Source organism: Candidatus Saccharibacteria bacterium oral taxon 488, from assembly GCA_005697215.1.
Classification (GTDB): domain Bacteria; phylum Patescibacteriota; class Saccharimonadia; order Saccharimonadales; family Saccharimonadaceae; genus Nanosynbacter.
In genome coordinates, this window is the sequence record CP040003.1 from 456,856 (window position 1) to 482,597 (window position 25,742).

General features: G+C 48.4%; 36 protein-coding genes and 3 tRNA genes. 34 read left to right on the forward strand and 5 right to left on the reverse strand.

Annotated features, from left to right (window positions below; translation table 11 throughout):
• The first annotated feature begins 59 nt into the window (after window positions 1–59).
• The 5 genes from FBF24_02410 to treF all read left to right on the forward strand — a co-directional run bounded on the left by FBF24_02410 (window position 60) and on the right by treF (window position 5,897).
• On the forward strand, window positions 60–575 hold the full coding sequence (locus FBF24_02410) for a hypothetical protein (protein QCT40733.1): 516 nt from the start codon (window positions 60–62) through the stop codon (window positions 573–575).
• 72 nt (window positions 576–647) lie between these two features.
• The gene (locus tag FBF24_02415) at window positions 648–1,649 is read left to right on the forward strand and encodes an ADP-ribosylglycohydrolase family protein (protein ID QCT40734.1); all 1,002 of its coding nucleotides are present in this window, start codon (window positions 648–650) and stop codon (window positions 1,647–1,649) included.
• Window positions 1,650–1,679: 30 nt separating this feature from the next.
• A complete protein-coding gene (locus FBF24_02420; protein ID QCT40735.1) occupies window positions 1,680–2,267 on the forward strand; it encodes an oligoribonuclease in 588 nt (195 codons plus the stop codon).
• A 114-nt stretch (window positions 2,268–2,381) separates the two neighbouring features.
• Window positions 2,382–4,205, forward strand: a complete 1,824-nt coding sequence (gene typA, locus FBF24_02425) for a translational GTPase TypA (protein ID QCT40736.1) — start codon at window positions 2,382–2,384, stop codon at window positions 4,203–4,205.
• Between the two features lie 93 nt (window positions 4,206–4,298).
• Entirely contained in the window at window positions 4,299–5,897 is a 1,599-nt protein-coding gene (treF, locus tag FBF24_02430) for an alpha,alpha-trehalase TreF (GenBank protein QCT40737.1), read from the forward strand.
• A gap of 1 nt (window position 5,898) precedes the next feature.
• Here treF and FBF24_02435 read toward each other — a convergent pair whose 3' ends face one another.
• A complete protein-coding gene (locus FBF24_02435) occupies window positions 5,899–7,074 on the reverse strand; it encodes a replication-associated recombination protein A (protein ID QCT40738.1) in 1,176 nt (391 codons plus the stop codon).
• Window positions 7,074–7,916, reverse strand: coding sequence for a hypothetical protein (locus FBF24_02440; protein ID QCT40739.1), 843 nt, complete (start codon window positions 7,914–7,916; stop codon window positions 7,074–7,076). Before FBF24_02440 ends, FBF24_02435 begins: the two co-directional genes overlap by 1 nt.
• Window positions 7,917–7,977: 61 nt before the next feature.
• Here FBF24_02440 and FBF24_02445 point away from each other — a divergent pair, with 61 nt between their 5' ends.
• From FBF24_02445 to FBF24_02460, 4 genes are all read left to right on the forward strand, one after another.
• Window positions 7,978–9,012 (forward strand): D-alanine--D-alanine ligase, encoded by a 1,035-nt coding sequence (locus FBF24_02445; protein ID QCT40740.1) that lies wholly within the window; start codon window positions 7,978–7,980, stop codon window positions 9,010–9,012.
• A gap of 24 nt (window positions 9,013–9,036) precedes the next feature.
• Complete coding sequence (locus tag FBF24_02450) at window positions 9,037–9,780, forward strand: slipin family protein (protein ID QCT40741.1); 744 nt, start codon at window positions 9,037–9,039, stop codon at window positions 9,778–9,780.
• A 78-nt stretch (window positions 9,781–9,858) separates the two neighbouring features.
• Window positions 9,859–10,725: a hypothetical protein gene (locus FBF24_02455; protein ID QCT40742.1), complete on the forward strand. Its 867-nt coding sequence runs from the start codon at window positions 9,859–9,861 to the stop codon at window positions 10,723–10,725.
• Window positions 10,726–10,773: 48 nt separating this feature from the next.
• Window positions 10,774–11,022 (forward strand): DUF4342 domain-containing protein, encoded by a 249-nt coding sequence (locus FBF24_02460; GenBank protein QCT40743.1) that lies wholly within the window; start codon window positions 10,774–10,776, stop codon window positions 11,020–11,022.
• A gap of 62 nt (window positions 11,023–11,084) precedes the next feature.
• Here the strand turns inward: FBF24_02460 and FBF24_02465 are convergent, their stop codons facing one another.
• Window positions 11,085–12,287: an alpha/beta hydrolase gene (locus FBF24_02465; GenBank protein ID QCT40744.1), complete on the reverse strand. Its 1,203-nt coding sequence runs from the start codon at window positions 12,285–12,287 to the stop codon at window positions 11,085–11,087.
• Window positions 12,288–12,365: 78 nt separating this feature from the next.
• Window positions 12,366–12,440, reverse strand: a tRNA-Gly gene (locus FBF24_02470).
• 398 nt (window positions 12,441–12,838) lie between these two features.
• Between FBF24_02470 and FBF24_02475 the strand changes: the two genes are divergently transcribed.
• The 25 genes from FBF24_02475 (at window position 12,839) to FBF24_02595 (ending at window position 24,818) form a co-directional block, all read left to right on the forward strand.
• The gene (locus FBF24_02475; protein ID QCT41170.1) at window positions 12,839–13,726 is read left to right on the forward strand and encodes a glycosyl hydrolase family protein; all 888 of its coding nucleotides are present in this window, start codon (window positions 12,839–12,841) and stop codon (window positions 13,724–13,726) included.
• Window positions 13,727–13,775: 49 nt separating this feature from the next.
• A tRNA-Phe gene (locus FBF24_02480) sits at window positions 13,776–13,851 on the forward strand.
• 49 nt (window positions 13,852–13,900) lie between these two features.
• A tRNA-Gly gene (locus FBF24_02485) sits at window positions 13,901–13,976 on the forward strand.
• Window positions 13,977–14,296: 320 nt separating this feature from the next.
• Window positions 14,297–14,830, forward strand: a complete 534-nt coding sequence (locus FBF24_02490; protein ID QCT40745.1) for a hypothetical protein — start codon at window positions 14,297–14,299, stop codon at window positions 14,828–14,830.
• A 39-nt stretch (window positions 14,831–14,869) separates the two neighbouring features.
• Window positions 14,870–15,103 carry a hypothetical protein gene (locus tag FBF24_02495; protein ID QCT40746.1) on the forward strand — a complete coding sequence of 78 codons (234 nt, stop codon included), beginning with the start codon at window positions 14,870–14,872 and terminating at the stop codon, window positions 15,101–15,103.
• Complete coding sequence (locus tag FBF24_02500) at window positions 15,100–15,456, forward strand: RusA family crossover junction endodeoxyribonuclease (GenBank protein QCT40747.1); 357 nt, start codon at window positions 15,100–15,102, stop codon at window positions 15,454–15,456. The genes FBF24_02495 and FBF24_02500 overlap by 4 nt, the downstream gene beginning before the upstream one ends.
• A 14-nt stretch (window positions 15,457–15,470) precedes the next feature.
• Window positions 15,471–15,728 carry a hypothetical protein gene (locus tag FBF24_02505; GenBank protein ID QCT40748.1) on the forward strand — a complete coding sequence of 86 codons (258 nt, stop codon included), beginning with the start codon at window positions 15,471–15,473 and terminating at the stop codon, window positions 15,726–15,728.
• An 81-nt stretch (window positions 15,729–15,809) separates the two neighbouring features.
• Window positions 15,810–16,073, forward strand: coding sequence for a hypothetical protein (locus tag FBF24_02510; GenBank protein QCT40749.1), 264 nt, complete (start codon window positions 15,810–15,812; stop codon window positions 16,071–16,073).
• Window positions 16,074–16,181: 108 nt separating this feature from the next.
• Entirely contained in the window at window positions 16,182–16,418 is a 237-nt protein-coding gene (locus FBF24_02515; GenBank protein QCT40750.1) for a hypothetical protein, read from the forward strand.
• Window positions 16,366–16,986, forward strand: coding sequence for a hypothetical protein (locus tag FBF24_02520; protein QCT40751.1), 621 nt, complete (start codon window positions 16,366–16,368; stop codon window positions 16,984–16,986). The genes FBF24_02515 and FBF24_02520 overlap by 53 nt, the downstream gene beginning before the upstream one ends.
• On the forward strand, window positions 16,983–18,371 hold the full coding sequence (locus FBF24_02525; protein QCT40752.1) for a hypothetical protein: 1,389 nt from the start codon (window positions 16,983–16,985) through the stop codon (window positions 18,369–18,371). Before FBF24_02520 ends, FBF24_02525 begins: the two co-directional genes overlap by 4 nt.
• Window positions 18,372–18,403: 32 nt before the next feature.
• Window positions 18,404–18,727 carry a hypothetical protein gene (locus FBF24_02530; protein QCT40753.1) on the forward strand — a complete coding sequence of 108 codons (324 nt, stop codon included), beginning with the start codon at window positions 18,404–18,406 and terminating at the stop codon, window positions 18,725–18,727.
• Window positions 18,714–19,043, forward strand: coding sequence for an HNH endonuclease (locus FBF24_02535; GenBank protein QCT40754.1), 330 nt, complete (start codon window positions 18,714–18,716; stop codon window positions 19,041–19,043). The genes FBF24_02530 and FBF24_02535 overlap by 14 nt, the downstream gene beginning before the upstream one ends.
• A gap of 78 nt (window positions 19,044–19,121) precedes the next feature.
• Window positions 19,122–20,087: a DUF4868 domain-containing protein gene (locus FBF24_02540; protein QCT40755.1), complete on the forward strand. Its 966-nt coding sequence runs from the start codon at window positions 19,122–19,124 to the stop codon at window positions 20,085–20,087.
• Between the two features lie 178 nt (window positions 20,088–20,265).
• The gene (locus tag FBF24_02545) at window positions 20,266–20,853 is read left to right on the forward strand and encodes a hypothetical protein (protein ID QCT40756.1); all 588 of its coding nucleotides are present in this window, start codon (window positions 20,266–20,268) and stop codon (window positions 20,851–20,853) included.
• Window positions 20,854–21,312: a hypothetical protein gene (locus FBF24_02550; protein ID QCT40757.1), complete on the forward strand. Its 459-nt coding sequence runs from the start codon at window positions 20,854–20,856 to the stop codon at window positions 21,310–21,312.
• Window positions 21,313–21,493: 181 nt separating this feature from the next.
• Window positions 21,494–21,727, forward strand: coding sequence for a hypothetical protein (locus FBF24_02555; protein QCT40758.1), 234 nt, complete (start codon window positions 21,494–21,496; stop codon window positions 21,725–21,727).
• The gene (locus tag FBF24_02560; GenBank protein QCT40759.1) at window positions 21,724–21,969 is read left to right on the forward strand and encodes a hypothetical protein; all 246 of its coding nucleotides are present in this window, start codon (window positions 21,724–21,726) and stop codon (window positions 21,967–21,969) included. The genes FBF24_02555 and FBF24_02560 overlap by 4 nt, the downstream gene beginning before the upstream one ends.
• A complete protein-coding gene (locus tag FBF24_02565; protein QCT40760.1) occupies window positions 21,962–22,312 on the forward strand; it encodes a hypothetical protein in 351 nt (116 codons plus the stop codon). The genes FBF24_02560 and FBF24_02565 overlap by 8 nt, the downstream gene beginning before the upstream one ends.
• Window positions 22,313–22,322: 10 nt before the next feature.
• Window positions 22,323–22,739 (forward strand): adenine methyltransferase, encoded by a 417-nt coding sequence (locus FBF24_02570; protein ID QCT40761.1) that lies wholly within the window; start codon window positions 22,323–22,325, stop codon window positions 22,737–22,739.
• Between the two features lie 37 nt (window positions 22,740–22,776).
• Window positions 22,777–23,118 carry a hypothetical protein gene (locus FBF24_02575; GenBank protein QCT40762.1) on the forward strand — a complete coding sequence of 114 codons (342 nt, stop codon included), beginning with the start codon at window positions 22,777–22,779 and terminating at the stop codon, window positions 23,116–23,118.
• Window positions 23,111–23,569, forward strand: a complete 459-nt coding sequence (locus FBF24_02580; protein ID QCT40763.1) for a hypothetical protein — start codon at window positions 23,111–23,113, stop codon at window positions 23,567–23,569. The genes FBF24_02575 and FBF24_02580 overlap by 8 nt, the downstream gene beginning before the upstream one ends.
• Window positions 23,566–24,063, forward strand: coding sequence for a class I SAM-dependent methyltransferase (locus FBF24_02585; protein QCT40764.1), 498 nt, complete (start codon window positions 23,566–23,568; stop codon window positions 24,061–24,063). Before FBF24_02580 ends, FBF24_02585 begins: the two co-directional genes overlap by 4 nt.
• On the forward strand, window positions 24,050–24,301 hold the full coding sequence (locus FBF24_02590; GenBank protein ID QCT40765.1) for a hypothetical protein: 252 nt from the start codon (window positions 24,050–24,052) through the stop codon (window positions 24,299–24,301). The genes FBF24_02585 and FBF24_02590 overlap by 14 nt, the downstream gene beginning before the upstream one ends.
• A complete protein-coding gene (locus FBF24_02595) occupies window positions 24,288–24,818 on the forward strand; it encodes a hypothetical protein (protein QCT40766.1) in 531 nt (176 codons plus the stop codon). Before FBF24_02590 ends, FBF24_02595 begins: the two co-directional genes overlap by 14 nt.
• A gap of 154 nt (window positions 24,819–24,972) precedes the next feature.
• Here FBF24_02595 and FBF24_02600 read toward each other — a convergent pair whose 3' ends face one another.
• Window positions 24,973–25,689, reverse strand: a complete 717-nt coding sequence (locus tag FBF24_02600; GenBank protein ID QCT40767.1) for a DUF3800 domain-containing protein — start codon at window positions 25,687–25,689, stop codon at window positions 24,973–24,975.
• Window positions 25,690–25,742 lie beyond the last annotated feature (53 nt).

The following is a 25,742-nucleotide window of genomic DNA, read 5'->3' on the forward strand; positions in this document are numbered from 1 at the left end:
GCCCCCCTCACTTGCCTATTCATGGTGCCGTTTGATTTAATAGGTATAGGAGAATATTCGTGAAGGAAATGTCAGCAAGGATTGATACATCGACGGGGCAAATGGATCAGCATTGTACGAATCTTGAAAACCGCCTCAACGAGATCACCAAGCGTCTTGATAGTATAGACCGACGACTCAGTAATCTCGAGAAAGATCAGGCTGAGTCTAAGTCAGTAGCCCGACACAGCGTTCACCGCCTCAACCGCCACCCAGCGCCATGGACATTCGGTCAGCACCCAGACGACTACAAGGGCCCAGTTTGGATTCGAATTACTCCTGCTACCGGCAACGCCAACCAGCCGCACACTATTCGCATCCTCTGGGGCCAGTATCTATTTGAGCGAGAGCTATATATTCCTGACGGGCCACTCAGCCTAACCCATCACAAGACCAATCTTGGCTCAATCCCGCTGCAAATCAACGTCGAACCAGCAGCTACCGTCACCGTCGGACAAGGCCCACCACCTGATGAAGAATGGGTAAATATCGATGAAGGCTGGACACGGCTGGCTGGAGCGCCAATTTATCAATAAGTATGGCGTTACATAGTCCTTGATAGACCCACTCGATTTAAGATTAGGAATAGAGAGATTATTTACTTCTCTATGCTTGATAAATATTTTTTTATCCCTATAATAACCTGCATGAGTGCTTCTATGATAGACAATGCCAAAGGTATGCTAACAGGATTAGCGATTGGCGATGCATTGGGGATGGTGTGCGAATTTGAGCAGCCCGGGACATTTCCATATGTTGATGAAATGAGAGCTGGCGGACCGTTTAATCTACCGAAAGGATACTGGACGGACGACACATCAATGGCACTTTGTCTAGCCGAAAGCCTGCTCAACAACGGAGGATATGATTCATATGATGTGATGGGCAATTTTACTCGGTGGCGCAATGAGGGATATTTAAGTTCCACCGGCTTTTGTTTTGACTGCGGCGGACAGATTCAAGCGGCTATTCGTGATTTTGAAAGCGATAAAAGTGCTTGGGTTGCTAAAGATACTCCACGCACTGAGTCTGCTGGCAATGGTGCAATTATGCGATTAGCTCCAGTGGTGTTAGCAGCATTCAAGCATCGCTCAGAAAAAGATATCCTTGCCATGGTTCGTTTGTCGGCCAGAGAGACGCACTACTCATTTGAAGCAGAGGCTGGCGCTGAAGTTTTCGCTGCACTACTCATTCGAGCAATGAAAGCCAATGGGAATAAAACCAAAGTGGCAGACATTGATAGTCTAAGTACCGGTAACCTGTTTGATGATATTTGGCGGCGCGTTAGACAACCACAGGAGCTGAATACTAGCGGTTATATCATTCATAGTTTACAGGTTGCGTGGTGGGCGTTTCAAACCTACGACTCGTTCAGAGATGGCATGCTAGCTGTCGTAAACCTCGGCGGTGATTCCGATACAAACGGTGCAATCTATGGACAGTTGGCGGGTGCATTTTATGGATATGAAGCAATCCCCACAACCTGGCGCCATGATTTATATGATGAGGCAAATATCACAAAGAAGGCCGAGTTGCTATATTTGATGGATAGCTGTGAAATTTTAGTAAGTCGTTTTGAAATCGATAAGCTACCGCCCACTCGTCAATAAACCGCGTAAATTACGTGTATAATAAGTATCATGGAGGCTACCGTGATCCCGTACGACCCACTTCCACCCGGCCTCTTTGTCTGGATGGATTTGGAGTATACGACGACCGATGTTGATGCGGCGCGGATACTTGAAGTCGCGGCGATTATCACCAATTGCCAGTTGGAGCAAATCGGTGAGCCGTTTTCTTTAGCCTGCAAGCCTAATGGCTTCTCTGAACATTCTATGCCCGAATCGGTTGTTGATATGCACACGCGAAATGGTCTACTGGACGATGTCTCCGTGTCAAAATATAACGAGGCCGCACTCGAAAAGCAAGCGCTCAACTGGCTACAGCAAACCGCAAATGACGCTGTTTTAATTCACTGCGGCTATTATCTGCAATGTGACCGCGAGATCCTCGCGAGACGCATGCCCGCGCTATACGAGCGTTTGGGATTCCGGCAACTTGACATGCGTTGCGCTGAAGAAATGGCCGATGCTTGGACGAGCCAGGGCCGATATCGACTAACCGACCGCCACAATCATCGCGCACTCGGCGATGTGAGGGAGGCGATTTTACTGGGTGGAAAATATAAGGAGCGGTTTGTGCCGCAAGAAATGCTACGCGATGCTTAGATAAAAGATAGGTACGACCACTGAAATTTAGCTAGCCAACCTTCTCATCCCCGCCCATATGTGCTACAATTAATCACCAAAGGAAGGTCTGCGTTAACATCAGACCATATTTTTATGAAGGACGCTAGCAAGATTCGAAATATTGCCATTATTGCCCACGTCGATCACGGCAAGACGACCATGGTTGATGGGCTGCTCAAACAGTCGCGCACATTTCGCGACAACCAGGCTGAGATGAGCCAAGAACTGATCATGGATTCGGGTGATCAGGAGCACGAACGCGGTATCACCATCACCGCCAAACAGACCTCGATTTTTTACGGTGATTATAAAATTAACATCATCGATACACCAGGACACGCCGATTTCTCGGGCGAAGTCGAGCGAACGCTGCAGATGGCGGACGGTGTGCTGCTGATCGTCGATGCGCAGGAAGGGCCGATGCCGCAGACAAAGTTTGTGCTTTCAAAGGCGCTAGAACTGGGCTTGAAGCCAGTGGTGGTGATTAATAAAATCGATAAGCCGGCGCGGCGAATTGCCGAGGTTGAAGATGAACTGAGCGATCTATTTTTGGAGTTGGCGACCGATGATAGTCAGCTGCATTATCCGATTTATTACGCCGTTGGGCGCGACGGCAAGGCGTGGCGGAAGATCCCTACTGACCCGACTGAAGACGCCGATCTCACACCGATTTTTGAAGCAATTATCAATGACATCCCGGCACCGAGCGTCACGGCTGACGGCGGTTTCCAGATGCTGGTGACCAGCCTGCAGTACGATACCTTTCAAGGTAAATATGCCATTGGGCGGATCGCTCGCGGGTCGGTCAAGCGCGGGCTGGCGGTTAGCCTGATGAAACAGGGCGAAGTATCAGGCTCGGCGCGAATCGAGAAAGTCTTTGGTTACCGTGGGCTGAACCGCGAAGAGCTTGGAGAGGCGTTTGCTGGCGACATCGTGGCGCTAGTGGGCGTCAGCGAGGCGCACATCGGCGATACCATTGCCGACAAAGAACAACCCGAGGCCTTGCCGGCGATTGCCATTGAAGCGCCGACATTGAGCATGTATCTTGGCCCGAACACCAGCCCGATGAAAGGACGCGAGGGTGAGTTTACTACCTCGCGGCAAATTGGCGACCGATTGCGGCGAGAACTGGAGACCAACGTGGCACTGCGCGTCGAGGAAAACGGCATCGGCTTTACGGTGTCTGGCCGCGGTGAATTACACCTCAGCGTCTTGATCGAGACCATGCGGCGCGAGGGCTTTGAGTTCGAAGTCGGCCGCCCGCAAGTGGTCACCATCACCGAGGACGGCGTCGAAAAAGAGCCAATTGAAGAATTACAGATCGAAATTAGCAGCGAATTCATCGGCGCGATCAGCCAAGAATTAGGTGCGCGCCACGCTGAAATGAAATCACAAGAAACCACCGCCAGCGGTGCTACCCGCATCACCTATGTGCTGCCGACCAGGGCTTTGATTGGCCTGCGCAACGTACTCCTGACCGCCACCAAAGGCACGGTGATCATGAATTCCCTGCCACATGGCTATCAACCGCTGGGCGGCAAATTGCCAAAGACCCGCGGCGGCGTACTCATCGCCTTTGAAGCTGGCACCACCACGCCGTATGCGCTGCAGGCAGCCGAAGCGCGCGGTGAACTCTTGGTCGGGCCGGGCACTGAGGTTTACGCCGGTATGATCGTCGGTATTTATAACCGCCAAGAAGACATTGAAATCAACGTCTGTAAAGCTAAGCACCTGACCAACATGCGTTCCAAATCATCCGACGGCACGGTACAATTGACGCCATTTACGCAGTTTAGCCTGGAGCAATGCATCGACTTCATCGAGGACGACGAGCTGCTGGAAGTGACGCCAAAATCTTTGCGTCTGCGTAAACGTTACCTTGACGCTAATGAGCGAAAGCGTGCCGCCAAGCGGTAGATCCCCGCCCCGACAAACTCCCGATTGACAAAATACATAAGAAACTTAACGTTACTATAGATTATCCCACGGTAACACGCTATACTTAACCATATGCTTCCCAAGAAAACCACAACAATTATCAAGCGCACGTTAGCACGCACCGCCCAGCGCATTACGCCAATCGACCGCAAAGATCCCGACGAAAAGCTCGGACAGTTGTTTCATGAAGTGCAGTCACACCGCGTGTTTGCTGACGGTAAAACCTTCGTCGATCTCGTACCGCGAAAGCGAGCCACCCGCATCCTCCAGGAGTATCGCCTAGCCCGGCGTGATCCCAACTTTCGGCTGGATGAATTTGTGAAGCTACATTTTTATGAATTTGAATCGCCGGTCAAAAAGGTGAGCTTTGTCCAGGCAGACTCTGCCAGACAGCACGTCACCAATCTCTGGCCGCTGCTCATCCGCCGCGCCCACAAGTCGAAGGGTTCGCTGATCGCCCTGCCGCATGATTACGTGGTGCCGGGTGGTCGGTTTGCCGAGCAGTTTTATTGGGATACGTATTTTATCATGCTGGGTCTGGCGGTGGACGGCAAGTGGAAGCTGATCGACGGCATGATGAAAAATTATGTGTACATGATTCAGCGTTTTGGTTTCATCCCGACTGCTAATCGGACGTACTTTCTCAGTCGCAGCCAGCCGCCGTTTTTTGCAGCGATGGTCAAGCTCCTCGCCAGCAAGCCCGGCCGGCGCGCTCCGAGCTTGACGTACCTCGAGTACTTTCCCTCACTACTGGCCGAATATAAATTCTGGATGAAAGGCCAACGCAAGCTTTCGAGCATCGACTTTATGGCCACCAACCGCGTGGTAGCTATGCCTGATGGCCAGGTGCTCAATCGCTACTACGACGATAAGGCCACGCCGCGCCCAGAAAGTCGCCGTGAAGATATCGAAACCGCCAGGAACAGCCGCTCCGCCAACAAGGCCAAGGTCTACCTCGACCTGCGGGCCGGGGCTGAGAGTGGTTGGGACTTTAGTTCACGCTGGTTTGATGATCCGCACGACATTGAAACAATCATGACGACCGATCTCGTGCCGGTTGACTTGAACTGTTTGCTATACGAACTAGAGATGACGATCGCCCATTGTTACGGCGTACTGCGTCAGGCGCCGCTCAAGAAGCGCTTCATCCGCCTGGCCGAGCGCCGCGCCGAGAGCATCCGCCAGCACTGTTGGAATGAAGCCGACGGCTTTTTCTATGATTATAATTTCCGCACTGGTCATCAGACGAGCCACGCCACACTGGCCGGCATCTTCCCGCTCTACAGCGGTATCGCCACCAAAAAACAAGCCAAGCACGTGGCCGAGAAATTAGAACGCGAGTTCTTACGCGACGGCGGACTACGCACGACGCTGGTTGACAATGGTCAGCAATGGGACGCGCCAAATGGCTGGGCGCCGCTGCAGTGGGTGGCGGTTTGCGGTTTGAAACGATACGGACTTGACGAGCTAGCGGAAGAAATTAGAAAGCGCTGGCTGGCTTCAACCGAGCGCGTCTTTGCTGATCAGGGCAAGATGATCGAGAAATATGACGTTGATAGCGAGTCACGCATTGGCGGCGGTGGTGAATATCCGTTGCAAGACGGCTTTGGCTGGACCAATGGCGTGTACGCGGCGCTGTATGATCGGTTTGATGAGCGCTGCCCAAAGTAGGCTAGTTCTTGGTCGGACGCGGAATGTCTTCTGGCAAAAATCCTTTTTCGTGCTGGAAGCCAGCTTGCCATTTGTAATCTTTGTTATAACCTAGATCTTTCATGAGCTTGGTCGGAGCGTTACGAAGATGCAGCGGCACCGGCGAGTTCGGGTACTTGTGCGCCAGAGAAAAAGCCTCATTCATCAAATCAGTAATCTCGCGCGATTTCTGGCTGCGAGCCAGGGCGATGGCACAGTGGAATAAATTGTATTTGGCTTCAGGTAGCCCGACGCGCTCCACCGCCTCAAAAGTGGCGACCGCCAAGCTCAGCGCGCCGTTACCCGCCAACCCAATATCCTCCGACGCAAAAACCACCATCCGCCGAGCAATAAACTTCGGATCTTCACCAGCGTCAATCATGCGCGCCAAATAGTATGCCGCAGCCACCGCATCACTACCGCGCAGTGATTTAATGAACGCCGAGATAACGTCATAATGCGCATCGCCCTTTTTGTCATAGCCCGGCAGTCGCCGCTGAGCCGCCGCCTTGACGATCTCTGGTGTAACCTTCTCACCAAAACTCAGTGCCAACTCCAAATTACCCAGCGCCACCCGCGCGTCGCCGTCCGCCAATTCCGCCAGATAATCCAAGGCTTTGGGCGAGACTTGTTTGGATTTTTTCAAAGTCTTCAGCGCTCGCTTCAGCACCAATATAATTTCATCTTTGGTCAGTTGACGGAGCACCAGCACTCGTGTCCGGCTGAGCAGCGGCGTGATCACCTCAAAGCTCGGGTTCTCGGTGGTCGCCCCAATCAAAGTAATCAGCCCGCTCTCAACGTGCGGCAAAAACGCATCTTGCTGCGCTTTATTGAAGCGGTGGATTTCGTCAACAAACAAAATTGTCCTCAGTCCCAAATTCCAATTTTGCCTGGCGTGTTCGATCACCTGTTCGACATCTTTCTTGCCACTGGTCACCGCCGACAACTCGACGAACTCTGCATTAACTTCGCGGGCGATAATCCGTGCCAAGGTCGTCTTGCCCGTCCCCGGTGGCCCCCACAAAATCAAGCTGACCGGCTCAGCGCGCCTCACGATTTGACGTAGCAGCTCGCCTTCGCCCAGCAAATGACTTTGCCCGATTACTTCATCCAGGGTTTGCGGCCGCATCTGCTCCGCCAGGGGTTGTCGCGCGTCCATTACCACCAATTATCCTCTCGCGGCCGATACTGCGAAAAGTGTGAAAAACAATCAGCCGGTCGCCGCCCGAGCGGTTTTGTCTGCAGACGTAACCCTCGATCAATCTGCTGAGCACTTCCGCAGACTGCCGCAAACTCCGGTGACGCCACGTACTCTCGCCACGTCATCCCATCCAACGGCACATATTGCTCCAACATATCCAGCGTCGTTTGATGCATGCTGTTTGCCTCCGCTTGACCAGCCTTGCGACCAGACCAGCGCCGCTCAGCCGCCGTCATTTCCGGCGGCAACGCGCAGCCAGCCCAGTGTAAAACCTGCGCCGCTGCTCTATTGACGAGACCGGAGCCGCCAGAGCAGTGACTAGTCAGTCGCACAAGTGCCGCGTGACGTTCCGCCTCATCAGTGGTCAACGGTATAGCTGACGTATTGCCAGTCTTAACCGCCATCTCATATGCCAATCGCTTTTGGTCGAGCTCCCCGAACAGCTCGTCTAACCACCTACTGCTACCTTTGATACTACCAACCAGTGGCGGCAGATTCTTAATCGCCCTCTGGAGAAGATTAGCTTCACATTCACTATACTTCTGCAATCGAATAGCCCGAGATATCTGCCCCAAGCCACCCACCGCTACCGCTATACCACCAAAAAATGTCACTTGCCGACCAGCTTCTGATAACACGTTGTGCCACACCTCACCTGACAAGGTCGTTAACATACCGGCAATCGTACCAATATTACCGACGACCCCACACCTAGCACACTCAGCTACCGAGTCGCTACCGCCAATGACCTCAGGCGTCAGCGATCTATTGAGCCTCTTATTCCCGTTATCCGCCATCATCATTTCATTATATCACGCCATAAATTCGCCCCGCCAAGGTGCAATGCGCTATACTAGAATAATGGATAGATTACGCGTTCTCCTCATATTTGGCGGCGAGTCATCCGAGCACGAAGTCTCGATCAATTCCGCTACTAATGTGCAGGCGGCACTGGACGCAGCACGCTACGACATTAACCTATGCTACATCGACCGCGCTGGTCGGTGGCGGCTCGTCGAGACGATTGAGACACGCAACCAGCCAAGCCCACACTTAACGCCACAACTCGGCCAGCGCTCACTGCTCATCGACGGCGTTAACCAGCTGCCGATTGACGTGATAATTCCGGTGCTTCATGGCAAAAACGGCGAGGACGGTAGCGTGCAGGGTCTGGCGCAGCTACTTCATATCCCCTATATCGGCCCGAGTCTCCTTTCGGCGGCCGTCACCATGGACAAAGACATGACCAAGCGGCTGGCGCTCGGCGCTCACGTTCCGGTTGTGCCGTGGCGAACGCTAGTAAGTGATGCGCCGCGACCGACCTTCGCCGAGATAGCTGATGAGCTTGGTACGCCTGTTTTTATCAAGCCATCCCGCGCTGGCTCGTCCGTCGGTGTCAGCAAAGTCCACTCGGCTGAAGCATTCACCACCGCGCTTGATGAAGCCTTTCGCCACGACGACACCGTGTTGATCGAACAAGCGATCACCGCCCGCGAGATCGAGCTAGCCGTCCTCGGCCACGGCACATCCGCCCGCGTCAGCGTACCTGGTGAGGTTCTTCCTGGCGAAGAGTTTTATAGCTACGACGATAAGTACAGCACCGATAGCACCTCACGTGTTGTTATCCCGGCGGACGTTGACGAGTCAGTGACGACAGAATTGCAGCGCCTCGCACTGGCTGCCTACCACGCGACTAGTGGACACGGCATGGCACGAGTTGATTTTTTCCTTGATCCGACGGGCCAGATTTTTCTCAACGAAATTAACAGCATCCCCGGCTTTACCAATATCAGCATGTATCCAAAGCTATGGGAAACTTCGGGCCTCAGTCCACGGGCGCTGATTGATGAGCTGATCGAGGAGGCGCTTGCCAGCCGCTCTATACATGGCGTATAATTTCCTTATAAACAGGAGGTCAATATGGAAATAGTAGCAGTAATTTTAGTCATCGTACTGATGTTTGTGCTGAGCGGTATCAAGGTTGTCAATCAATATCAGCGTGGTGTGGTATTGACACTGGGACGATTTACTGGCGTACGCGAGCCGGGCCTACGGGTGGTGATACCAATTTTTCAGACGATGATGATGGTGGATGTGCGTTCGACACCGATTGATGTGCCAAAACAAGAGGTTATCACCAAAGACAATGTCACTGTCGGCGTTGACGCGGTGGTTTATTTCCGAGTGATTAACGCACCAAAAGCGGTGCTAGAGACGACCAACTATATTTATGCCACTAGCCAATTTGCCCAAGCTGCCCTGCGTGACGTCACCGGTAACGTAGATATGGATGACCTGCTCGCCAAGCGCGAAGAGATTTCGCAGCAAATTAAGGAAATTGTTGACGCCGAGACCGACAAATGGGGTATCGATGTCGAGAATGTTAAGATTCAGAACATTGAACTACCGGGCGACATGAAGCGCGCCATGGCTAAACAAGCCGAAGCCGAGCGTGAGCGCCGCGCCAACATCATCAACGCCGACGGTGAAAAAGCTGCCGCCGAAACGTTGGCACAAGCCGCCGAGATCCTGGCAAAAACCCAAGGCGCGATTAACCTGCGTACGCTGAACACACTGGAGCGTATCTCCACTGAGCCATCACAAAAGACGATGATGCTCTTCCCGATTGAACTGATTGACGCAATTCGCGGCGGCAAGAAGTAGAAAATTATCTAATTTAACCTTAGTTTTAAGAACCTGGATTTGAAATATATTCAATGATGTGTTAATATATTCTAAGTAATGTCTGAGTCTCATGAGTTATCTGAAACATCACTGCCTTCAAAGATGGAATCTGTTATAGATCCCGAAAAAGTACTATCAAATAAATATAACTATCCTGAGTTTAGTTGGAATCCTGACATCCACGAGCAAAGAGCTTTAGCGCGCGTTAGAGAGATGTTCCTTAATATTGAACTGTCACATGCTACTGCTAGCGACCCTAAACTCCTCCAAGCAGAGGGTATAATTCCTCCAAGCGACTTGACAGACAGGCAGGATTGGAGATCGCAAACTAGCAGACTAGACAAATCGCTTGGACTAGATAACTACACTTTTCTTCACTGGGGTGCATTCCATCCAACTCAAAATGGACGATATATATTTCCTGTAGAGACTCGTGATATACTCCTGTCGCCAGAAACAATCGTCACTCCGTATGATATCTACTCTACGATGTGTACTTATATGATGAATACTGATGACATCCGCGCGATAGACGAAAAAGGGCAAAAACGTCTTAAAGAATATCTGAAAACAATAGTACCGGGCAAAGATTGGGTTGACATAATTGCCAGACGTGCCCTGCGGCGCATGCAGTGCGCTGATGATAAATCTGTTTACAAAGTAAGAAGTCACTCTGATTTAGGTGAGATAAAACATCTTGGCGCTATATCACCAGCGACACTACACGAGCCTATAGATATACACGATCAGCAGACTATGTATTCAAAGTGGCTATCGCTACTTGAAAATAATGGCTTGGCAGTGTCATATATTACAAATATGTTAGAGTTTGGCTCAACCGAAGATAAGACCACATTACAGGCAAGTCTTAATAAATCACGAAAGTTGTGGCGCAAGATACTAGATATAGCCCAAAAAAGCTAAGTCATCATAAATAAACTATCTAAGAGCAGTAAAAAGTAAGGAGCAATTATGAGCAAACAAAACCGCACCGAAGAATTTAGCGTTAACGGCGATCAAGTTGTCGAGAAGGTCAAGCAGCTTATCAAAGAAGGTAACGTCCGCCGCGTCATCATCAAAAACGAAAAGGGCGAAAGTATCATGGAATTCCCCGTCACTGCCGGCGTCGTTGGCGTACTGCTGCTGCCAACCCTCGCGGCTCTCGGCGCAGCAGTGGCGTTGATGGCGCAGTGCACGATCGCGGTGGAGCGATGGGATTAGCGCCAATCTTTATAAATAACCTACTGGGCTCCGCAGCGCAACCCTTCAGTCCGAAAACCTTGTCAATCAACCAGCCGACTGTCCAGCCAATCAAAGACTACGCTATGCGCCAAACGTAAATTATTCAGCTGACAATGAGCGTCGGCGCCGCTTTGCGAATCGAACTCATGCAGCGTCGTATCAAGTTCGCGCCGGATAAATTCATCGTAGAGACATCGCGTTTGCCGCTGGAGTTCAGCACCTTCGCCTTCCCCCATGAGAAACAGCGACGGACAAGTAATAGCTTGGTGGTCGACAACCTTTGCCTGTTCGAAAACTTCATCGATCGCCGAGCGGAAGTCGCTCGTGCCGAACTGCCAAGCGTATTTTTTCAAATTGATATCGGCGGCTTCATTGATGTTCCCCGCTAATTTTAAGGCGAGATTCATCAGCCAGCCGGGCGCTTTGAGCGCTGCGCCGAACTCACGGCGGAACAGTTCTGCCACGTCAAAAATAGGCGTGCTGGCAATCCATGCGCTAATCCTCGCGTCTTTTGCGGCCGCTTGAGCAGTAAAATACCCGCCGCCGCTAACGCCGTATAGCACAATGTGACGCGCGTCGGGATTTTCGGTTTGCAGCCAGTCAAGGCACGCGGCAATCGGCTCGCCGGCGTCGACGGTAAAAGTGAGACCTCTGGCGGGATTAGAGCCTTGACCGGGTAAATCGACCATCAGTACATTATAGTTCCGCCGCCACCCCGGCCAGCCGGCAAAATAGAACAAATCCTCCCGGTACGTATCACCGCCGCCGACCATGACCACGGTCGGACGCTTGCTGTCGCAGTGAAGATAGTAGCCGGGTAAATAGCCGGTTTGATACGGAACGCGCACGGATTTGATCGGTATATTTATCGCCTTAGCGGCACCAGCGAAAGCGTCTTCCATAGCGCCGACAAGCTTCGGATATTCCGGAGAAAACGGATCAGCGAACTGCAGTACTGCCCGATAGGCATAGGTTGCGCCAAAATAGCAGTCGACGGCCATTTGTTCACCGGTGGCTGCTTTTGCCGAGCGAACAAGATAATCAGCATGGTCCGTAAAACAGGATCGCCACTTACTCGGTTTTCCGTCGCGCCCGATCTTATGTGCCAGATAAAACAACTCACCATGCGACATCCCGAACAGCTCCGCCACACCGAGCATCCAGTTGAAAAAGAAATCGGTATCGTCATTATCAAAGAATATTTTAGTCGATTGCCGTTTGAGGATCTTTTCGTTTTTTTGCATGAATAACCCCTTTGGACGTTTTTTGAAACGAATAATTTTATACAGTATCGTGATCAGGCAAACAATCCTTCATCGACGTGGTGCGGATGGGGAGAGTCGAACTCCCGTCTCAACCTTGGGAAGGTCACATAATAGCCGTTATACGACACCCGCGACGAGAATATTATACCTGATTCTCCGCCAAACTACTAGAGTATTGCAGCATTTTCTTGACGCTTACGCTAAAAGTTTGACATATAATTTTGGTGCGCTACAATAGACATATGACGAAGCGAAAACTGGTTACAACTAGCATAGCAACTCTAATCGTCATCGGCGGCTTGTCGCTTGGTGCACTGCACTTCTTGTCGCAGGTAAATAACGCCCCGCCCCAAGCGACAAAATACGCTGACCGAACTACGTCGCCGACTGGCTCATCTGGCTCATTGAGTACCGATAATCGCTCTCGCTCTGATACCAACTCCACGAACGACAACCAGCAACCAAGCAAGCCCAACCAAAACACTGACAATAAACCGACGCCAGCTGAGCACAATTGGGTAACGCAGACGATGCGCCAGAATCAAGCCCAGACCACAAATCAACAGTCCGAACATCGCGACCCTCATGGCTCAACTGAGCAGACTAATCAACTACCGCACAACAACTCATCAAACAATAACTCTAGCAATAAGAGGCGCAAGCGTAGCATTCCAAGCCAGCCTCAGCCATCAAAGCCCAGCGGCCCGGCGAACCACGACCGAAACCAGGCGGCAATTGATGGCTGGCAGATGGATTATTTTGAAGGCTTTGACTCATCGATCAAGCAAACTAAATGGGTGCAATACGGTTGGGGCGATCCAGCGGTTGGCCACGGCTGTATGGGCGTGATGTCGCAGCGTAATTCGTTCACTCGAGACGGCAAACTGGTAATTCGCACTCAGTACGAGAACGGCCAGTGGAGCACTGGTGGCGCCGGTTCAGGTGATGTATTCACCGCCTCACGCGGCCGCTGGGAAGTTCGCGCCAAGTTCCCGAAAGCCAAAGGCGTTGGCTACGCATTCCTTCTCTGGCCAAAGGACGAAGGCTGGCCGCCAGAGATTGATTTCGCTGAGGGGCGCGTCAATGGTCCTCGCATTGAGGCGACGTACCACTGGGATCCAGATAACAAGCAACAGCAAGCATCCCTCGATAATCACGATATGAGCGGCTGGCACACGTACGGCGTTATCGTCGAGAAGGATCATATAATCTTTACGCTGGATGGTAAAGAATGGGGTCGCATCAAGCATCCGAACGTAACTGACAAGCAGATGTTCCTCGGCGTGCAGGCTGGAGCGATGAACCCGAACGGCATTAATAAACATACTGAGACCGTTGACGGCGGTGTACCTAATCCACTCACGCCAGCTGTATCCGATATCGAAATTGACTATGTAACGCATTACGTGCGGAAATAGCGGCTTGCCAGATAACGGCAACTTTAGTACAATGAGATAGCAAGTTTGTGGCTCTTTAGCTCAGTTGGTAGAGCAGAGGCCTGAAGAGCCTTGTGTCCCCAGTTCGAGTCTGGGAGGAGCCACCAAACATTGCATTTTATTCGCGGCTTTGTTACAATAAATCGTGAACTGCATGCGGGTATAGCTCAGTTGTTAGAGCGCTTCCTTGCCATGGAAGAGGCCAGGAGTTAGAGTCTCCTTACCCGCACCAACCGAAGTTATGAAGTAGATTATTCAAAGGTACCAGAAGGTACCTTTTTTATTTGTTCTGGAGCTCGCCTTGCGGGTTATTTTTCGTAAAAGAGAGGCATGCACCGCAAGGCATGCCTCTCTTTTGTTATTCCAACCGGGACAACTAACGGGTTTAGCTGTTCCGCAGGGTTAGCAAAACTCCTGATGGAAATGTTGAGAACGTTAACAATTTGACTTTTGCAAACAACAATCACCTTCCTGTATTTAAGCAAACGGCCGAAATAATAATCACAAGCGGCGACAGAGAGCTCAATACCGGAAGGCTGATAATAACAAGAAATGGAGGTACAAACCGTTCGTATCATACGCATGGTCCTCGTGATAGCGATAGTAGCACTACTCATGCCAGCGGCTAAACAGCCCCAGGAAGAGATGGTGGCACCGCTATCACGCAATAACGAGATTCAGAAACAGCAGACTATCAAGCCTGCTGAAAAACCTCAGCAGACGATATCACCAAAGCCTCAGGCGATTTTGGCGGTGTCCGAAGCAAAACCGCCGAGCACTAAGTACGACTTGATGCGTGCCGCTGGTATTCCCGAAAGTGATTGGATATCAGTAGACTACATCATCGAACACGAAAGTTCTTGGCGGCACAATGTTTGGAACAAAGGCGGCTCTGGCGCATACGGATTGTGCCAAAGCCTGCCAGCAGCCAAGATGGCATCTGCGGGAGATGACTACATGACAAATCCCGTTACGCAGCTACGCTGGTGTCACAATTACGCCATCAGCCGATATGGCAGTTGGCAGGCAGCCGCCGCGTTTTGGAAACGTACCGACCCGCGCCCCTACCCGGGACATTGGTGGTAAAAACAAACAACAAAAACAGCCGGAAAGGAGATCAACTCTATGGGCAAACTTAAAACAGCAATCAACAACATAACTGTCTTTTTAGACAATGCCTGGACTATCATGGTCCGCGCCACAGAGATAGTAGCGGGAATAAAACTCTTTGGAGTCCAGTACATAGAGACCGCAATCGGAGCTTTACCGATTGCACAAATCCTCGGAGCAATTCTCATTACTGATGTGACTGTCTTTGTTTATTCTCTGCTTCGCTCGCAAAGTGAAAAGAAGAGATGAAAAAGCATATCAGTATCACACCAGTTAGCAAACCGCGCATGACGAGAAGCGATAAGTGGAATGAGCGTCCGTCAGTAATGAGCTATCGAGCGTACGGCGACGAGCTAAGGCTGAAATTGCCAGGATATGAGCTGCCTGAAACGTTTACGATTGAATTTGCTCTGCCCATGCCAAAAAGTTGGTCAAACAAGAAGCGTAAAGCCATGAATGGATGTCCGCACCAGCAGAAACCGGATATAGACAATCTGGTTAAGGCGTTTCTGGATCATCTCTGCGAGGATGATTCGTACGTCTGGAAGGTGTGTGCATCCAAGATATGGGCGGAACACGGCGGAATAACTATCGAAACTTAAGGAGGAATCCGAGAATGAGAATCTTACAGCTTTTATCCAGAAAGAAAGATGACGAGCCTGAGCTTGAAATTCGCAGTGAGGACGAAGACTATACCGAGTGGCACGTCAAGCCAGATTTTGAAGCAAGAGACTTGTCATTAACCTTTCGGTCCCGATCTGATGCGCGCGATTATAAAAGACTGCTGGCGAAAAGCTTTTACCATATCCATTCAAGAATTATTCGCCGGGAGTGGCAGGGCGGATTCATCCGAGAGGAGAAAGAAGTTAGCTAATCATTAAACTGGTGCCAAAACGGTTAAATGGCTTGGCGATGCCCACCCTTGCCAAGCAGCAGCCAGAGACAGGTAAAAAATATGAACGATAGCAAGCACGTACACAAATGGGAGTGTCTCCGAGTAGATAAGCTTATTTGCCATAGATGCAATACGGTTGCGGAAATTGACACGTTAATTACTAACAACCGTAATGATGCTTATCTCAAAGCGAAGGTCGATATTCTGTCTAAACAGTTATATGCTGGCGACCTAAAGAAAGATGCTCGCGAGAAAGCTTATGCGTGGCTGATGGAGCATAGTCCGGATGCTATCAAGAAAGACGAACAGGTATCGCTGCTATGACAAGAGACGAAATGATCAAACGGATTGAGAGTGCGCTAAGACGTGCTGAACGCGCCATTGTTGAACTTCGCAAAGAGCTAAAGAGACTACGGAGCGAGGGATAGGTTTATGGCGGTCGAGTATGTCCTGTACAAGGGAGAAGAAATAGTGGGAATAGGCACAGCCGACGAGCTATCTCGACGGCTTGGATTACGTCCGCAAACTATTCGAAGTTACTCCTCGCCTTCTCATATGCGCCGCGTAGAAGAAAGCGCCGATCCAGAGTCGAGGATTGTGGCGGTAAGAGTTAAACATGGAAAGGAAGATGATGGCAATGACTCAGAAAAACAACAGAGTGGCGATTGAGGCGCATGCTCAGCGTATTGTAGATGTGGTGGTCCGCAAAGCCGAGCCTGCACCTGAGCCGCCAAAGCCTGTCTATGAGTACTCGCCCGGTCGTCCGATGAAGTTTCAGAATATCGACGAACTACGCGCCATGATACTTGAATACTTTAAGAATGCAGCGCCCCACTGGGAAGAACAAACTGAGTATATTGACCGCCGCGACTCTAAGTCTGGAAAGATTATCATTGAAAACGGAAAGGTCGTCCAGGACAAGGTGGTCCGCAAAGTTAAAACCAAACAGAAACCACTCACCGTTACTGGTTTAGCTGTTGCACTAGGCACATCACGCGATGTGTTATTAGACTATGAGACCACATATTCAGAGAAATATCCAGAATTTTCCAACACGATAAAAGAAGCAAAAGAACAGATTAAAGCCTATGCGGAGGAGTCTCTGTTTGGCACTAATACTGCTGGCGTAATATTCAGCTTGAAGAATAACTGGGGATTCAAAGACAAATATGAGACCGAGAACACTAACCGTGAGGTTAAGTTCATTAACACTGTTCCGAGGACGCCAGAATCATGACAGAAATAGTCAAAGTACCGGATTACACTGCTTCGCCTCGTCAGACATTGTTTCATACATCAACAGCTTTTGAGCGATTCTACGGTGGTGCTGCCGGCGGAGGAAAGACTGCCGCACTAGTTGCTGAAGCAGTAACACGTTGCCTTGAGTACGATCACTACGCAGCGTATCTATTTCGGCGAACGTACGAGGATACGAAAAAGACCCTCATGCGAGAAATAGATAAACAGTGCCGTGCATATATCAAGGACGGCAACATGATATTTAGGTCGCAAGAAAAGGGCTACTACTTCACCGCCACTGAATCGTGGATTTACTTGTGCTACTACAACCACGAAGATGATTTTAATCACTATCAGGGTTCAGAGATACACATGCTGGGTATCGACGAGTTAACTCAGTTCTACGAAAGCTGGTACGACAACCTCGTTGGGCGCGTTCGTTCTGACGATCCAGACAAACCACTTACCGTCTTCGCAGCTGGCAACCCAGGTGGCGTCGGGCATGGCTGGGTCAAGACTCGATTCATCGATGCCGCACCACCTGAGCAGATAATTTATGACAAGCGTCCGTACGTCAAGCGAGACGGCTCAATTGACTACATCGAGACAACTCGTATGTTTATCCCTGCCACTCTAGAAGACCACCCGAGCGCGTCATTCAGACAGTCATACATGCGTAGCCTACTGACAATGGCAGACCTAAAGAAGCGCGAAGCATATCTGTATGGTAACTGGGATCTGTTTGCTGGTCAGGCGTTTAGCGAGTGGCGGCGACATCTACACGTTGTCGAGCCGTTTAACATACCAGACCACTGGCCGAGATGGATGGCATATGACTATGGACGAGGTACGTATGCGGGTGCTGTTTGGCTAGCACGTGACCCAATTAGTCAACGGATATATCTTTACCGCGAATATTATGCTAGCGGCAAAGGTCCAAGGATCCAGGCACGCGAGATGAAGCAGCTTGAACAGTCAAACGAGCAACTGCCTGTTAGGCTAGCCGACCCGTCACTATGGAAGCATATCGCTAATGCCGATGACGGAAAAACTATCGCTGATCGATTTACCGAAGAAGGCATCAACTTCACGCCCGCCAATAACGACCGACTTCAAGGAGTCACTGCTGTTCATGAAGCGTTGTCTCTGGCACCAGACGGATTGCCATACCTGCAGGTATTCAGTAACTGTGTTCATTTTATCCGTACCCTACCGAGCCTCGTGGTTGACACTAAACGACCCGAGGACGTTGATACAACAGGTGAAGACCATCTCTACGATGCACTGCGCTACGGGCTTGTCAATGAGCGTAAGGCGGCAGTTGAGGATTCTATGCCTCAGTCTGATCCGGGACTGTTTAGCGATGGAGGGTATTATGGGTAGTTTACCGATAAAAAATTAAAGGAGGGTATATTTTGGAAAGCTTAGATTTACCACAATACATCATTAACCTAGAGCGAGCCGCACGCGATACGCCGTTTGGTGAAGTTGGTCCGTTCTATCTCATGAGACACAAAGGCGAGACCGTGGGTATACGCGGGCAAACATCGGAGATCATCCGATTCAAAACCACGGCAGAAGCAGTTATATATCTGGTGGACTACATCAAGACCCTGCCGACCGACAAGTCTGGAGATGTCGTTTTTGCCGTTAAATTTACTAACGGTAGGGTCAAACAGATTACTACAACATCAGATATCACAACGATAATCGAGGATAAAGCAGATGACGACAGATAAAGCCAAGGTGCTATGTAAGAACTGCGGCAGCACAAGACATTATCAGACGTTCTGTCCATTCAAAAAACGACAGAAAATATCGCAGTGCGGCAAACATGCAAAAGCGTGGGCAGCGTTCCGAGATAAGGTTGCGAAGCCATACCTCGACATGAAATTTGGGCATGTGTGTGCGGTCGCCGGATGTACCGAGACTAAAAACCTAGATGTTGATCACATTAAGGGGCGCGGCTCTCACCCACATTTGCGTTATGACGTCAACAACTTGCAATACTTGTGCCGTAATCATCATCGACTGAAAACGGACGGCAAACTATGACGAAGAAGGCTTTACGAAAGAAACAGCGCCGAAAACGTAAACAGCGAGCGATAACTAACGAAATAAAGGGAGGTAAAAATGACTAAAGAAACAGAATTGCCAGACGTATTTTTCTGGGCAAACAAAACGGACGGACGTAAGGATAAATTAGGCATTGAGCTATTTGCAATCACCAAATCGTCTGAGATATTTCGCATTGACCATGACGAGGCAATCAATCATCAGCTGTTCGCGCTGTTTTTGTACGACATCATTAGTGGAGTGCAAGTTGACAGTATCACCGGCGTAAGGATTGTCGATTATGCGGCATCTGAGGGCTGTCAGAATACCCTACCCGCCATCAAGGTAAATGACGTACCGGTTGCTGAAACGATCATGGAATATCTGGAGTATACAAATGACATCGACCTACTCGACTTAAATCAAATCGAGGCAAAGAAGCTACTAGCGATTTGCGCACGCTTCACCGACAAGGAGACGAACGAACGCTTTTACATTTTTAAGCACATTCGCCCAGCTAGCGTATTAGTCGGCAGCACTGTCTCCTACACTATTTCAGTCGGACGCATGGAAGAGCTGTCGTCAGAGTGCGCATTAAAGATAGATCCGTCGAATCAAGTTTTAGTGTTTGAAGATACGATGTTTGTGTTCAATAAGTCCAAGTTTGAATCGATGTTTCAATACGACCCAGTGTCAGTCGCTGAAGCTCGCAAGAATGGCAAGATACTTGACGAGAGGCTGTCTATCGCCACGCCGACGGTTGGTCAAGGAATTGAATTTCTCTGTAAGGACAACCGCACACTAGTCAAGCGGCTTGCTAAGCTTGACCCCGTCAATATGACCCGCGATGTTGTTGAGGAGATAATTCGCGATTACAACGTAGATCTAATGACCGATGCCACCAACGACAAACTCATCATCATGGACGCTAACGATGCTAAGAAACTGCTAGATATTGTAGAGGACAACTTCGTTCGCGGTACCAACGGCACTGCTTATATCGCCAAAAACAAGAAGGAACTTGAGCCAAAGGAGGATAAATAATGTTCTGGATTATGACACTCATAATACTCGTCGCATTCATCGTCGTTACAGAGATTGCGGTGGCGCGAGAAGACAAAGAATGGCAACGTGAACGCGAGGTCAGACAGTACAAAGACAAAATCATCAAGTCCCGCAAGCGGAATAAGAAAGATAACGGAATATTTTAATAGGAGGTGTTATGAAACGATACAAACTGCTTAAAGATTTACCGACGTTCAAAGCTGGAGATTTATTCTATATATCTCAATATGGTGATTTGATCCATGATGGTGGCGACTTTGGCGTTACAGCTTACGCCCGACAGACCCTTGACATGTTTCCAAACATTTTAACTGAATGGTTTGAGGAAATTCAGGAAGAGTCAACAGACAGCATTCACTGGAGGACTGAAAATGGCGACATATATTGGTTTGTCGGAATAGAAGGAAAAACTAATCACGATTTTTGGACTGGCACTCCTGCTGACTTTTGGCGTTATGGGTTGGGTAAAATATACCGCACCAAAGAAGAGTGCGAAAAAGCCCGCGACCGTCAACTAGCCGAAGTCAGACTACACCGAACCTCAACATTTAAGCCAGATTTCGAAAATGATAATGGCGGTTGGATTGTCTTTTATAACTATTCAAATAAAAAGTTATATTCTATGCGAAGTTGTTGCACTGATAGTGGTGAGCCTGTACGCTACGCAACCAGAGAAGATGCTCAAAAATCCATCAAAGAACACAAGAAAGACTGGCTAACCTACTTTAACGTGGAGGATTGTTAAATGGGACTTTTAGATATGTCAGAGACGACTACTTTTCGCGATCTGATGCTAGAAAGATGCCGAGTGGCTATGGAACATAGGCTCGGAAAACATATGCTACGGAATCTAGAATTGCGAGAGTTTCAAAATCCTTGCGCCGCCATAGATGATTTGGCAATTGCATTTTGCTCTGACGTGCTGTCTAACAAATTATGCGAGGATTCATACAGCGTATCAGACTCTCAGACGCTTCTCTTCCCGAAAACTCCATGGCAACACTTCAAGAATGACTACATGCCAAAGTGGTTTATCAAGAAGTTTCCTATCAAGTATCTGCATAAGAAGGTAGAGTTTCATAAAACCATTAAAATCACTCGTCGAGAAACCTACCCGATGTGCGATATGGACATCAGAAATAACCCGGGGCTCAGAGTTCAGCTGGGTACGCCGGTTATTAAAGATGAGGTAAAAATTAGCTAATAGAAAGGACACGATATGGAACGTAAAATACTCATGACAATCTATATCATCGGTATGATATCCGGTGCAGCCTCAGTGATATTTACTGCTATCGAAAAGCAATACACCGGATCAATATTCTATCTAATACTATTTTTCATTAACACGTTTGGATTTTATGCCGCAAAGGAGGAAAAATAGAATGGAGTCTTACTCATATTGCTCAGCCCTAGAAAAGTTCTGGAATTTTGTCATTGGGATAGTTATTATTTGTATTTTTGTGTCTGCTACTGCTTGGTCAATAACAGCAGCAATAAGCGTTCGAGGTGGACTTGACGCGCAAGATTCTCACCTTGATGCACAAAAGTCTCGCTGTGAATCGCTTCAGGGTAATTATGGCGGCGGAAAATGCTTTAAGGGTGGAAAAGAAATATGAAAAAACTAGAAAAGATAGATTACTTACAAAAAAACCATTTGTATGAATGGGTAAAAACTCATGCCCAAGTAGAGCGAGAGTTGTCAGATGCTCATGACCTTTTCTGCGAATGCGGACACCTAGCAACTGGGGCTCATGAATCTGGCTGCCGCAAACTCAGAAATAAAATCATGAGCGAGACGATAAAACGGCTATCTCATTTACTGCCTAAAGAGAATGTGAGGCTAGACGGAGATGGTTAGAGAGTTAGGCGATGTTTACAGCCATAGAGTTGTGCCAGTCGGTACTAAGATATGGTTTGAATCAGAAAGACAAGGCTACACGGTTAGAGCGTCTAATACAGCGTTTGCAATTTTGACCAAGCCGTTCAATATCAGCAAAACCGTACTGTACACAATCATCGACTGGGAGCTTGGTATACGCGGTCCTAGCAACCTAATTTTTAACATTGGCGCAGAGACCGATGAGCAGTGCCTAGAGCTATTGGATATGCTCACTAGCGGCGAGATTGAAGTTAGCTCACGACGCTGCGTCGAGCTGAATATTCGAAGAGCAAAAATAAATTATATGAAATTGTGTAGATAAGGAACAGATTATGGCCAAACCACATTTTAGCTCACTAAGAATGGATTGGCGAACACCAAAAGCAGTCTATCAGGTACTTGATTCAGAGTTTCAGTTTGATCATGACCCTTGCCCCGCTAATTGGGACGGCAAGGTCGATGGGCTGACAAGCGATTGGGGGGGTACAAACTACGTCAATCCACCATACGGCAGAGAGCTACCAAAATGGATTGAGAAAGGCTATCGGGAGTGGCGGAAAGGCAAAACAGTTGTATTTCTGATACCAAGCCGAACCGACACGCGCTGGTGGCACGATTATTGCATGAAAGCGACCGAAATCCGCTACATAAAAGGCAGGCTGAAGTTCGACGACCAGCCAAACCCAGCACCATTTCCGAGTGCGATAGTGATTTTTAGAGCTAATAGAGAAACAGTAAATGTCAACTAAACCACTAATTTTGTAGACATAGATAAAGGAGATGTTAATGAAAATCATAGCAGAAAATCCAGCTGAAGAAGCCCTGTTGTGGCGCATTAAAGCCCTGAGCAACGAGTTAGTTAATCAAGATAATCGATGTACTAGCATGCCAGTCTGGACGATCCTAGATAATAACAAAGCCAGCAAAGACTACGGCGCAGTCATGTACTTTACTGGCAAAGCCGCCGAGCAGCACATCAACGAGAACGACCATCATTACGAGAATCCAACGACATGCATTCGTAGCGCTCACGACAACCGAGAGCTGAAAGATGTTATTCACCTACTCATTCTAGCTGGCGGCAATGAAATACCAAGTAACCATTATGGGGTTTTGAGAGATGCGTGATATTAAATTTAGAATCTGGGATAAACGATGCCGCTTATATCTGACATTAGCTGGTGCAGACTGGGGCGGCGTGGAAGATAGAGGTACTTTCTGTAATTTCAAATATGTACACTTGTTCCCGCCAGAAGGCGTTCCAATGCGCAATCCATCGCCACACTACGGAGGATGTCTAAGCTTCAAACTTACAGACAGTGTAGATAACAATCGTTTAGTTTTTGAACAATATACAGGATGTAAAGACAAAAACGGCACAGAGATTTATGAGGGCGACGTCGTAAAAGTTGAGGGAGATGGCGAGATCTACCGAGTGAAGTGGATTCGCAGTGGATTTGGTCTTGAGCCACGATACAATTCGCCACGTTACCCAGTACTAGGCAATGTTGAATTACGTAGAAAAATTGAAGTCATTGGCAATATTCACGAAAATCCTGAATTATTGGAGGAGAAATGAAAACTGCCCCAACAACCATACTTGACGCTTGTTGCGGCGGCCGCATGTTTTACTTTGAAAAAGACCACCCAAACATTCTGTATATTGACCGACGCCGTGAAACTGTCGAGATGAAAGACAGAGACAAGATTAGGACATTAGAAATCAACCCAGACCTAGTCATAGACTTTACAGATATGAGGTTTCCTGATGAGTGCTTTAACTTTGTCGTCTTCGATCCACCTCACCTCATCAACTGCGGCAAGAATAGCTGGCTGGCTAAAAAGTATGGCAAGCTTGATAAAGATACTTGGCGTGAAACACTGAGCAAAGGCTTGAGCGAGTGTCTACGCGTTGTAAAGCCTGGTTGTGTCGTCGCTATGAAGTGGAGCGAGCGCGATATTAAAACAACTGAATTACTAAAAATATTACCTCAAAAACCAGCTTTCGGCGATAAATCTGGAATGACGCGATGGCTGTTTTTTGTGAAAGGAGTAGATGATGAAAATATCTAGCTTTATACGCCAGAAAAAAATCGAGTGGCTGAGGTGGCGGATCAAACGAAATAGAGTTTGGCTTAATTATGCGATGAATACTTATAATCGTATCGCTATAGAGGGTCGCTGGGACTACAGTACCCTACAACTTCTTGAGTGGAGAATAAATCGTTATGATAATAAGATTTTGTTATATAAAGCAAAAATCGTCTACCTAACGGAAGAAGAAATGAGCAAAAGAAATGACGAAGAGTAAATCAAGATCATCTATCCAGTGCGACAAATGCCATAAGTGGATAGGATACGACAAGCATTCTGGCTATAAGCATTTCTGCACTAAGCATGCGAGAGACATTTGTGAGCTTGAAGAAGCGCGCAGGCACGCTATAAGCCTTATCCGAGACGATAGCATGCGAAACTACGAAATGACGCGCCTCATTAGAGATATGTCTTTTGTGGATGTGAGATATGACCCAGAATCTAGTAAATCATTAAGAAAGGGCATTGAAGTGAAGAAAACCATAACAGACCTCCCTACTCCAGAAGAGGCCACCCGAATCTTTGCAACTTTAGATTTAGCGAGCAAACTAGATAACACTGCTATTGCCAAGCTAAGCAGTTCCAAAGGCAAAAACTCCACGCCAAAAATTGGCGAACTGTGCGGGATGGATTTACTACTTGATCTGTCTAATGCACCAGATGAGGCAAAATATGAGCTGTATTTTAAGGCGCGTACCATACTTGAAGAGGTTATGGCTAAACTTGCCAAATAAATTAGCGACAAAAATAACCCTTCTGAATCAGAAGGGTTATCCCAACCAGGCGACGTATTTACAATACGCTTAATCAATTTGATCGCTTATGGCTGTGCAACAGTACTTACGTCTGTAACACTATACTACCATGCTAAGCACAATGGCGCAAGCATTATGGCAATAAAATATCATTATGATATGGGATGTTGGTGTAGAGCTTCGGACGGTTGAAATTCCTGCCGTACCATAGGCGATTGGCTAGAATATCGCTTGCCTGAACCAGATAGTCTAGGGATGAATCGCAAAACTTTATGCTAATTTTGAAGTCGGCAAAGAGTATCGGAGGGTAAAACATACCGTAATCAAAATTACGAATTCCATGTATTAGCTCCTCTCGAATACTATCTGAGAGTTTATAGTATCCGTTGGTTGATGTGTGTTGCTGGTCAATGTAGACTCGCAGAGAAACTGGCTTGTCTGCATCAATCTTGCCAGACACAATTAGCTTCTCTAGCTTGGACTTTATCATTCTCTTTAGGGCGTAGTCTTTGTAGCGATGAATCGATAGCTTGTTTGCCATAATAGATTCATTGACGTCAGACAGCTTTACCGTAGCACTAAGACTATTGAATGACTTGACGCAATTATACAGACTTCTCTTGTATTTAATCTCTAAGCCAGCCGCTTTTAACTCCGACCCCATCGACATGCCGAGACTGGATTTTATCTCTCGGGACATTGTTTTGAACTGCTCTCTTGCTGCAATACGCTCATGATTATCCAAGAACAGATATCCAGCGTATATAAAATAATCATGCCCAGAATTAAGAGAGAAAACACCAGAATCATCTAGGTATATCGATATTTCTTGATACTCTTTATCACTCATATTAGTAATAATTATAACATTTTTCGTAAAAATGTTTGAGAATCCAAAAAGCT

Bases quoted from the DNA above. Each gene is read 5' to 3' on its own strand.
- FBF24_02415 (QCT40734.1), top strand. From the start codon at position 648: ATGCTTGATAAATATTTTTTTATCCCTATAATAACCTGCATGAGTGCT.
- FBF24_02420 (QCT40735.1), top strand. From the start codon at position 1,680: ATGGAGGCTACCGTGATCCCGTACGACCCACTTCCACCCGGCCTCTTT.
- typA (QCT40736.1), top strand. From the start codon at position 2,382: ATGAAGGACGCTAGCAAGATTCGAAATATTGCCATTATTGCCCACGTC.
- treF (QCT40737.1), top strand. From the start codon at position 4,299: ATGCTTCCCAAGAAAACCACAACAATTATCAAGCGCACGTTAGCACGC.
- FBF24_02435 (QCT40738.1), bottom strand. From the start codon at position 7,074: ATGGACGCGCGACAACCCCTGGCGGAGCAGATGCGGCCGCAAACCCTG.
- FBF24_02440 (QCT40739.1), bottom strand. From the start codon at position 7,916: ATGATGGCGGATAACGGGAATAAGAGGCTCAATAGATCGCTGACGCCT.
- FBF24_02445 (QCT40740.1), top strand. From the start codon at position 7,978: ATGGATAGATTACGCGTTCTCCTCATATTTGGCGGCGAGTCATCCGAG.
- FBF24_02450 (QCT40741.1), top strand. From the start codon at position 9,037: ATGGAAATAGTAGCAGTAATTTTAGTCATCGTACTGATGTTTGTGCTG.
- FBF24_02455 (QCT40742.1), top strand. From the start codon at position 9,859: ATGTCTGAGTCTCATGAGTTATCTGAAACATCACTGCCTTCAAAGATG.
- FBF24_02460 (QCT40743.1), top strand. From the start codon at position 10,774: ATGAGCAAACAAAACCGCACCGAAGAATTTAGCGTTAACGGCGATCAA.
- FBF24_02465 (QCT40744.1), bottom strand. From the start codon at position 12,287: ATGCAAAAAAACGAAAAGATCCTCAAACGGCAATCGACTAAAATATTC.
- FBF24_02475 (QCT41170.1), top strand. From the start codon at position 12,839: ATGCGCCAGAATCAAGCCCAGACCACAAATCAACAGTCCGAACATCGC.
- FBF24_02490 (QCT40745.1), top strand. From the start codon at position 14,297: ATGGAGGTACAAACCGTTCGTATCATACGCATGGTCCTCGTGATAGCG.
- FBF24_02495 (QCT40746.1), top strand. From the start codon at position 14,870: ATGGGCAAACTTAAAACAGCAATCAACAACATAACTGTCTTTTTAGAC.
- FBF24_02500 (QCT40747.1), top strand. From the start codon at position 15,100: ATGAAAAAGCATATCAGTATCACACCAGTTAGCAAACCGCGCATGACG.
- FBF24_02505 (QCT40748.1), top strand. From the start codon at position 15,471: ATGAGAATCTTACAGCTTTTATCCAGAAAGAAAGATGACGAGCCTGAG.
- FBF24_02510 (QCT40749.1), top strand. From the start codon at position 15,810: ATGAACGATAGCAAGCACGTACACAAATGGGAGTGTCTCCGAGTAGAT.
- FBF24_02515 (QCT40750.1), top strand. From the start codon at position 16,182: ATGGCGGTCGAGTATGTCCTGTACAAGGGAGAAGAAATAGTGGGAATA.
- FBF24_02520 (QCT40751.1), top strand. From the start codon at position 16,366: ATGGAAAGGAAGATGATGGCAATGACTCAGAAAAACAACAGAGTGGCG.
- FBF24_02525 (QCT40752.1), top strand. From the start codon at position 16,983: ATGACAGAAATAGTCAAAGTACCGGATTACACTGCTTCGCCTCGTCAG.
- FBF24_02535 (QCT40754.1), top strand. From the start codon at position 18,714: ATGACGACAGATAAAGCCAAGGTGCTATGTAAGAACTGCGGCAGCACA.
- FBF24_02540 (QCT40755.1), top strand. From the start codon at position 19,122: ATGACTAAAGAAACAGAATTGCCAGACGTATTTTTCTGGGCAAACAAA.
- FBF24_02545 (QCT40756.1), top strand. From the start codon at position 20,266: ATGAAACGATACAAACTGCTTAAAGATTTACCGACGTTCAAAGCTGGA.
- FBF24_02550 (QCT40757.1), top strand. From the start codon at position 20,854: ATGGGACTTTTAGATATGTCAGAGACGACTACTTTTCGCGATCTGATG.
- FBF24_02555 (QCT40758.1), top strand. From the start codon at position 21,494: ATGGAGTCTTACTCATATTGCTCAGCCCTAGAAAAGTTCTGGAATTTT.
- FBF24_02560 (QCT40759.1), top strand. From the start codon at position 21,724: ATGAAAAAACTAGAAAAGATAGATTACTTACAAAAAAACCATTTGTAT.
- FBF24_02565 (QCT40760.1), top strand. From the start codon at position 21,962: ATGGTTAGAGAGTTAGGCGATGTTTACAGCCATAGAGTTGTGCCAGTC.
- FBF24_02570 (QCT40761.1), top strand. From the start codon at position 22,323: ATGGCCAAACCACATTTTAGCTCACTAAGAATGGATTGGCGAACACCA.
- FBF24_02575 (QCT40762.1), top strand. From the start codon at position 22,777: ATGAAAATCATAGCAGAAAATCCAGCTGAAGAAGCCCTGTTGTGGCGC.
- FBF24_02580 (QCT40763.1), top strand. From the start codon at position 23,111: ATGCGTGATATTAAATTTAGAATCTGGGATAAACGATGCCGCTTATAT.
- FBF24_02585 (QCT40764.1), top strand. From the start codon at position 23,566: ATGAAAACTGCCCCAACAACCATACTTGACGCTTGTTGCGGCGGCCGC.
- FBF24_02590 (QCT40765.1), top strand. From the start codon at position 24,050: ATGAAAATATCTAGCTTTATACGCCAGAAAAAAATCGAGTGGCTGAGG.
- FBF24_02595 (QCT40766.1), top strand. From the start codon at position 24,288: ATGACGAAGAGTAAATCAAGATCATCTATCCAGTGCGACAAATGCCAT.
- FBF24_02600 (QCT40767.1), bottom strand. From the start codon at position 25,689: ATGAGTGATAAAGAGTATCAAGAAATATCGATATACCTAGATGATTCT.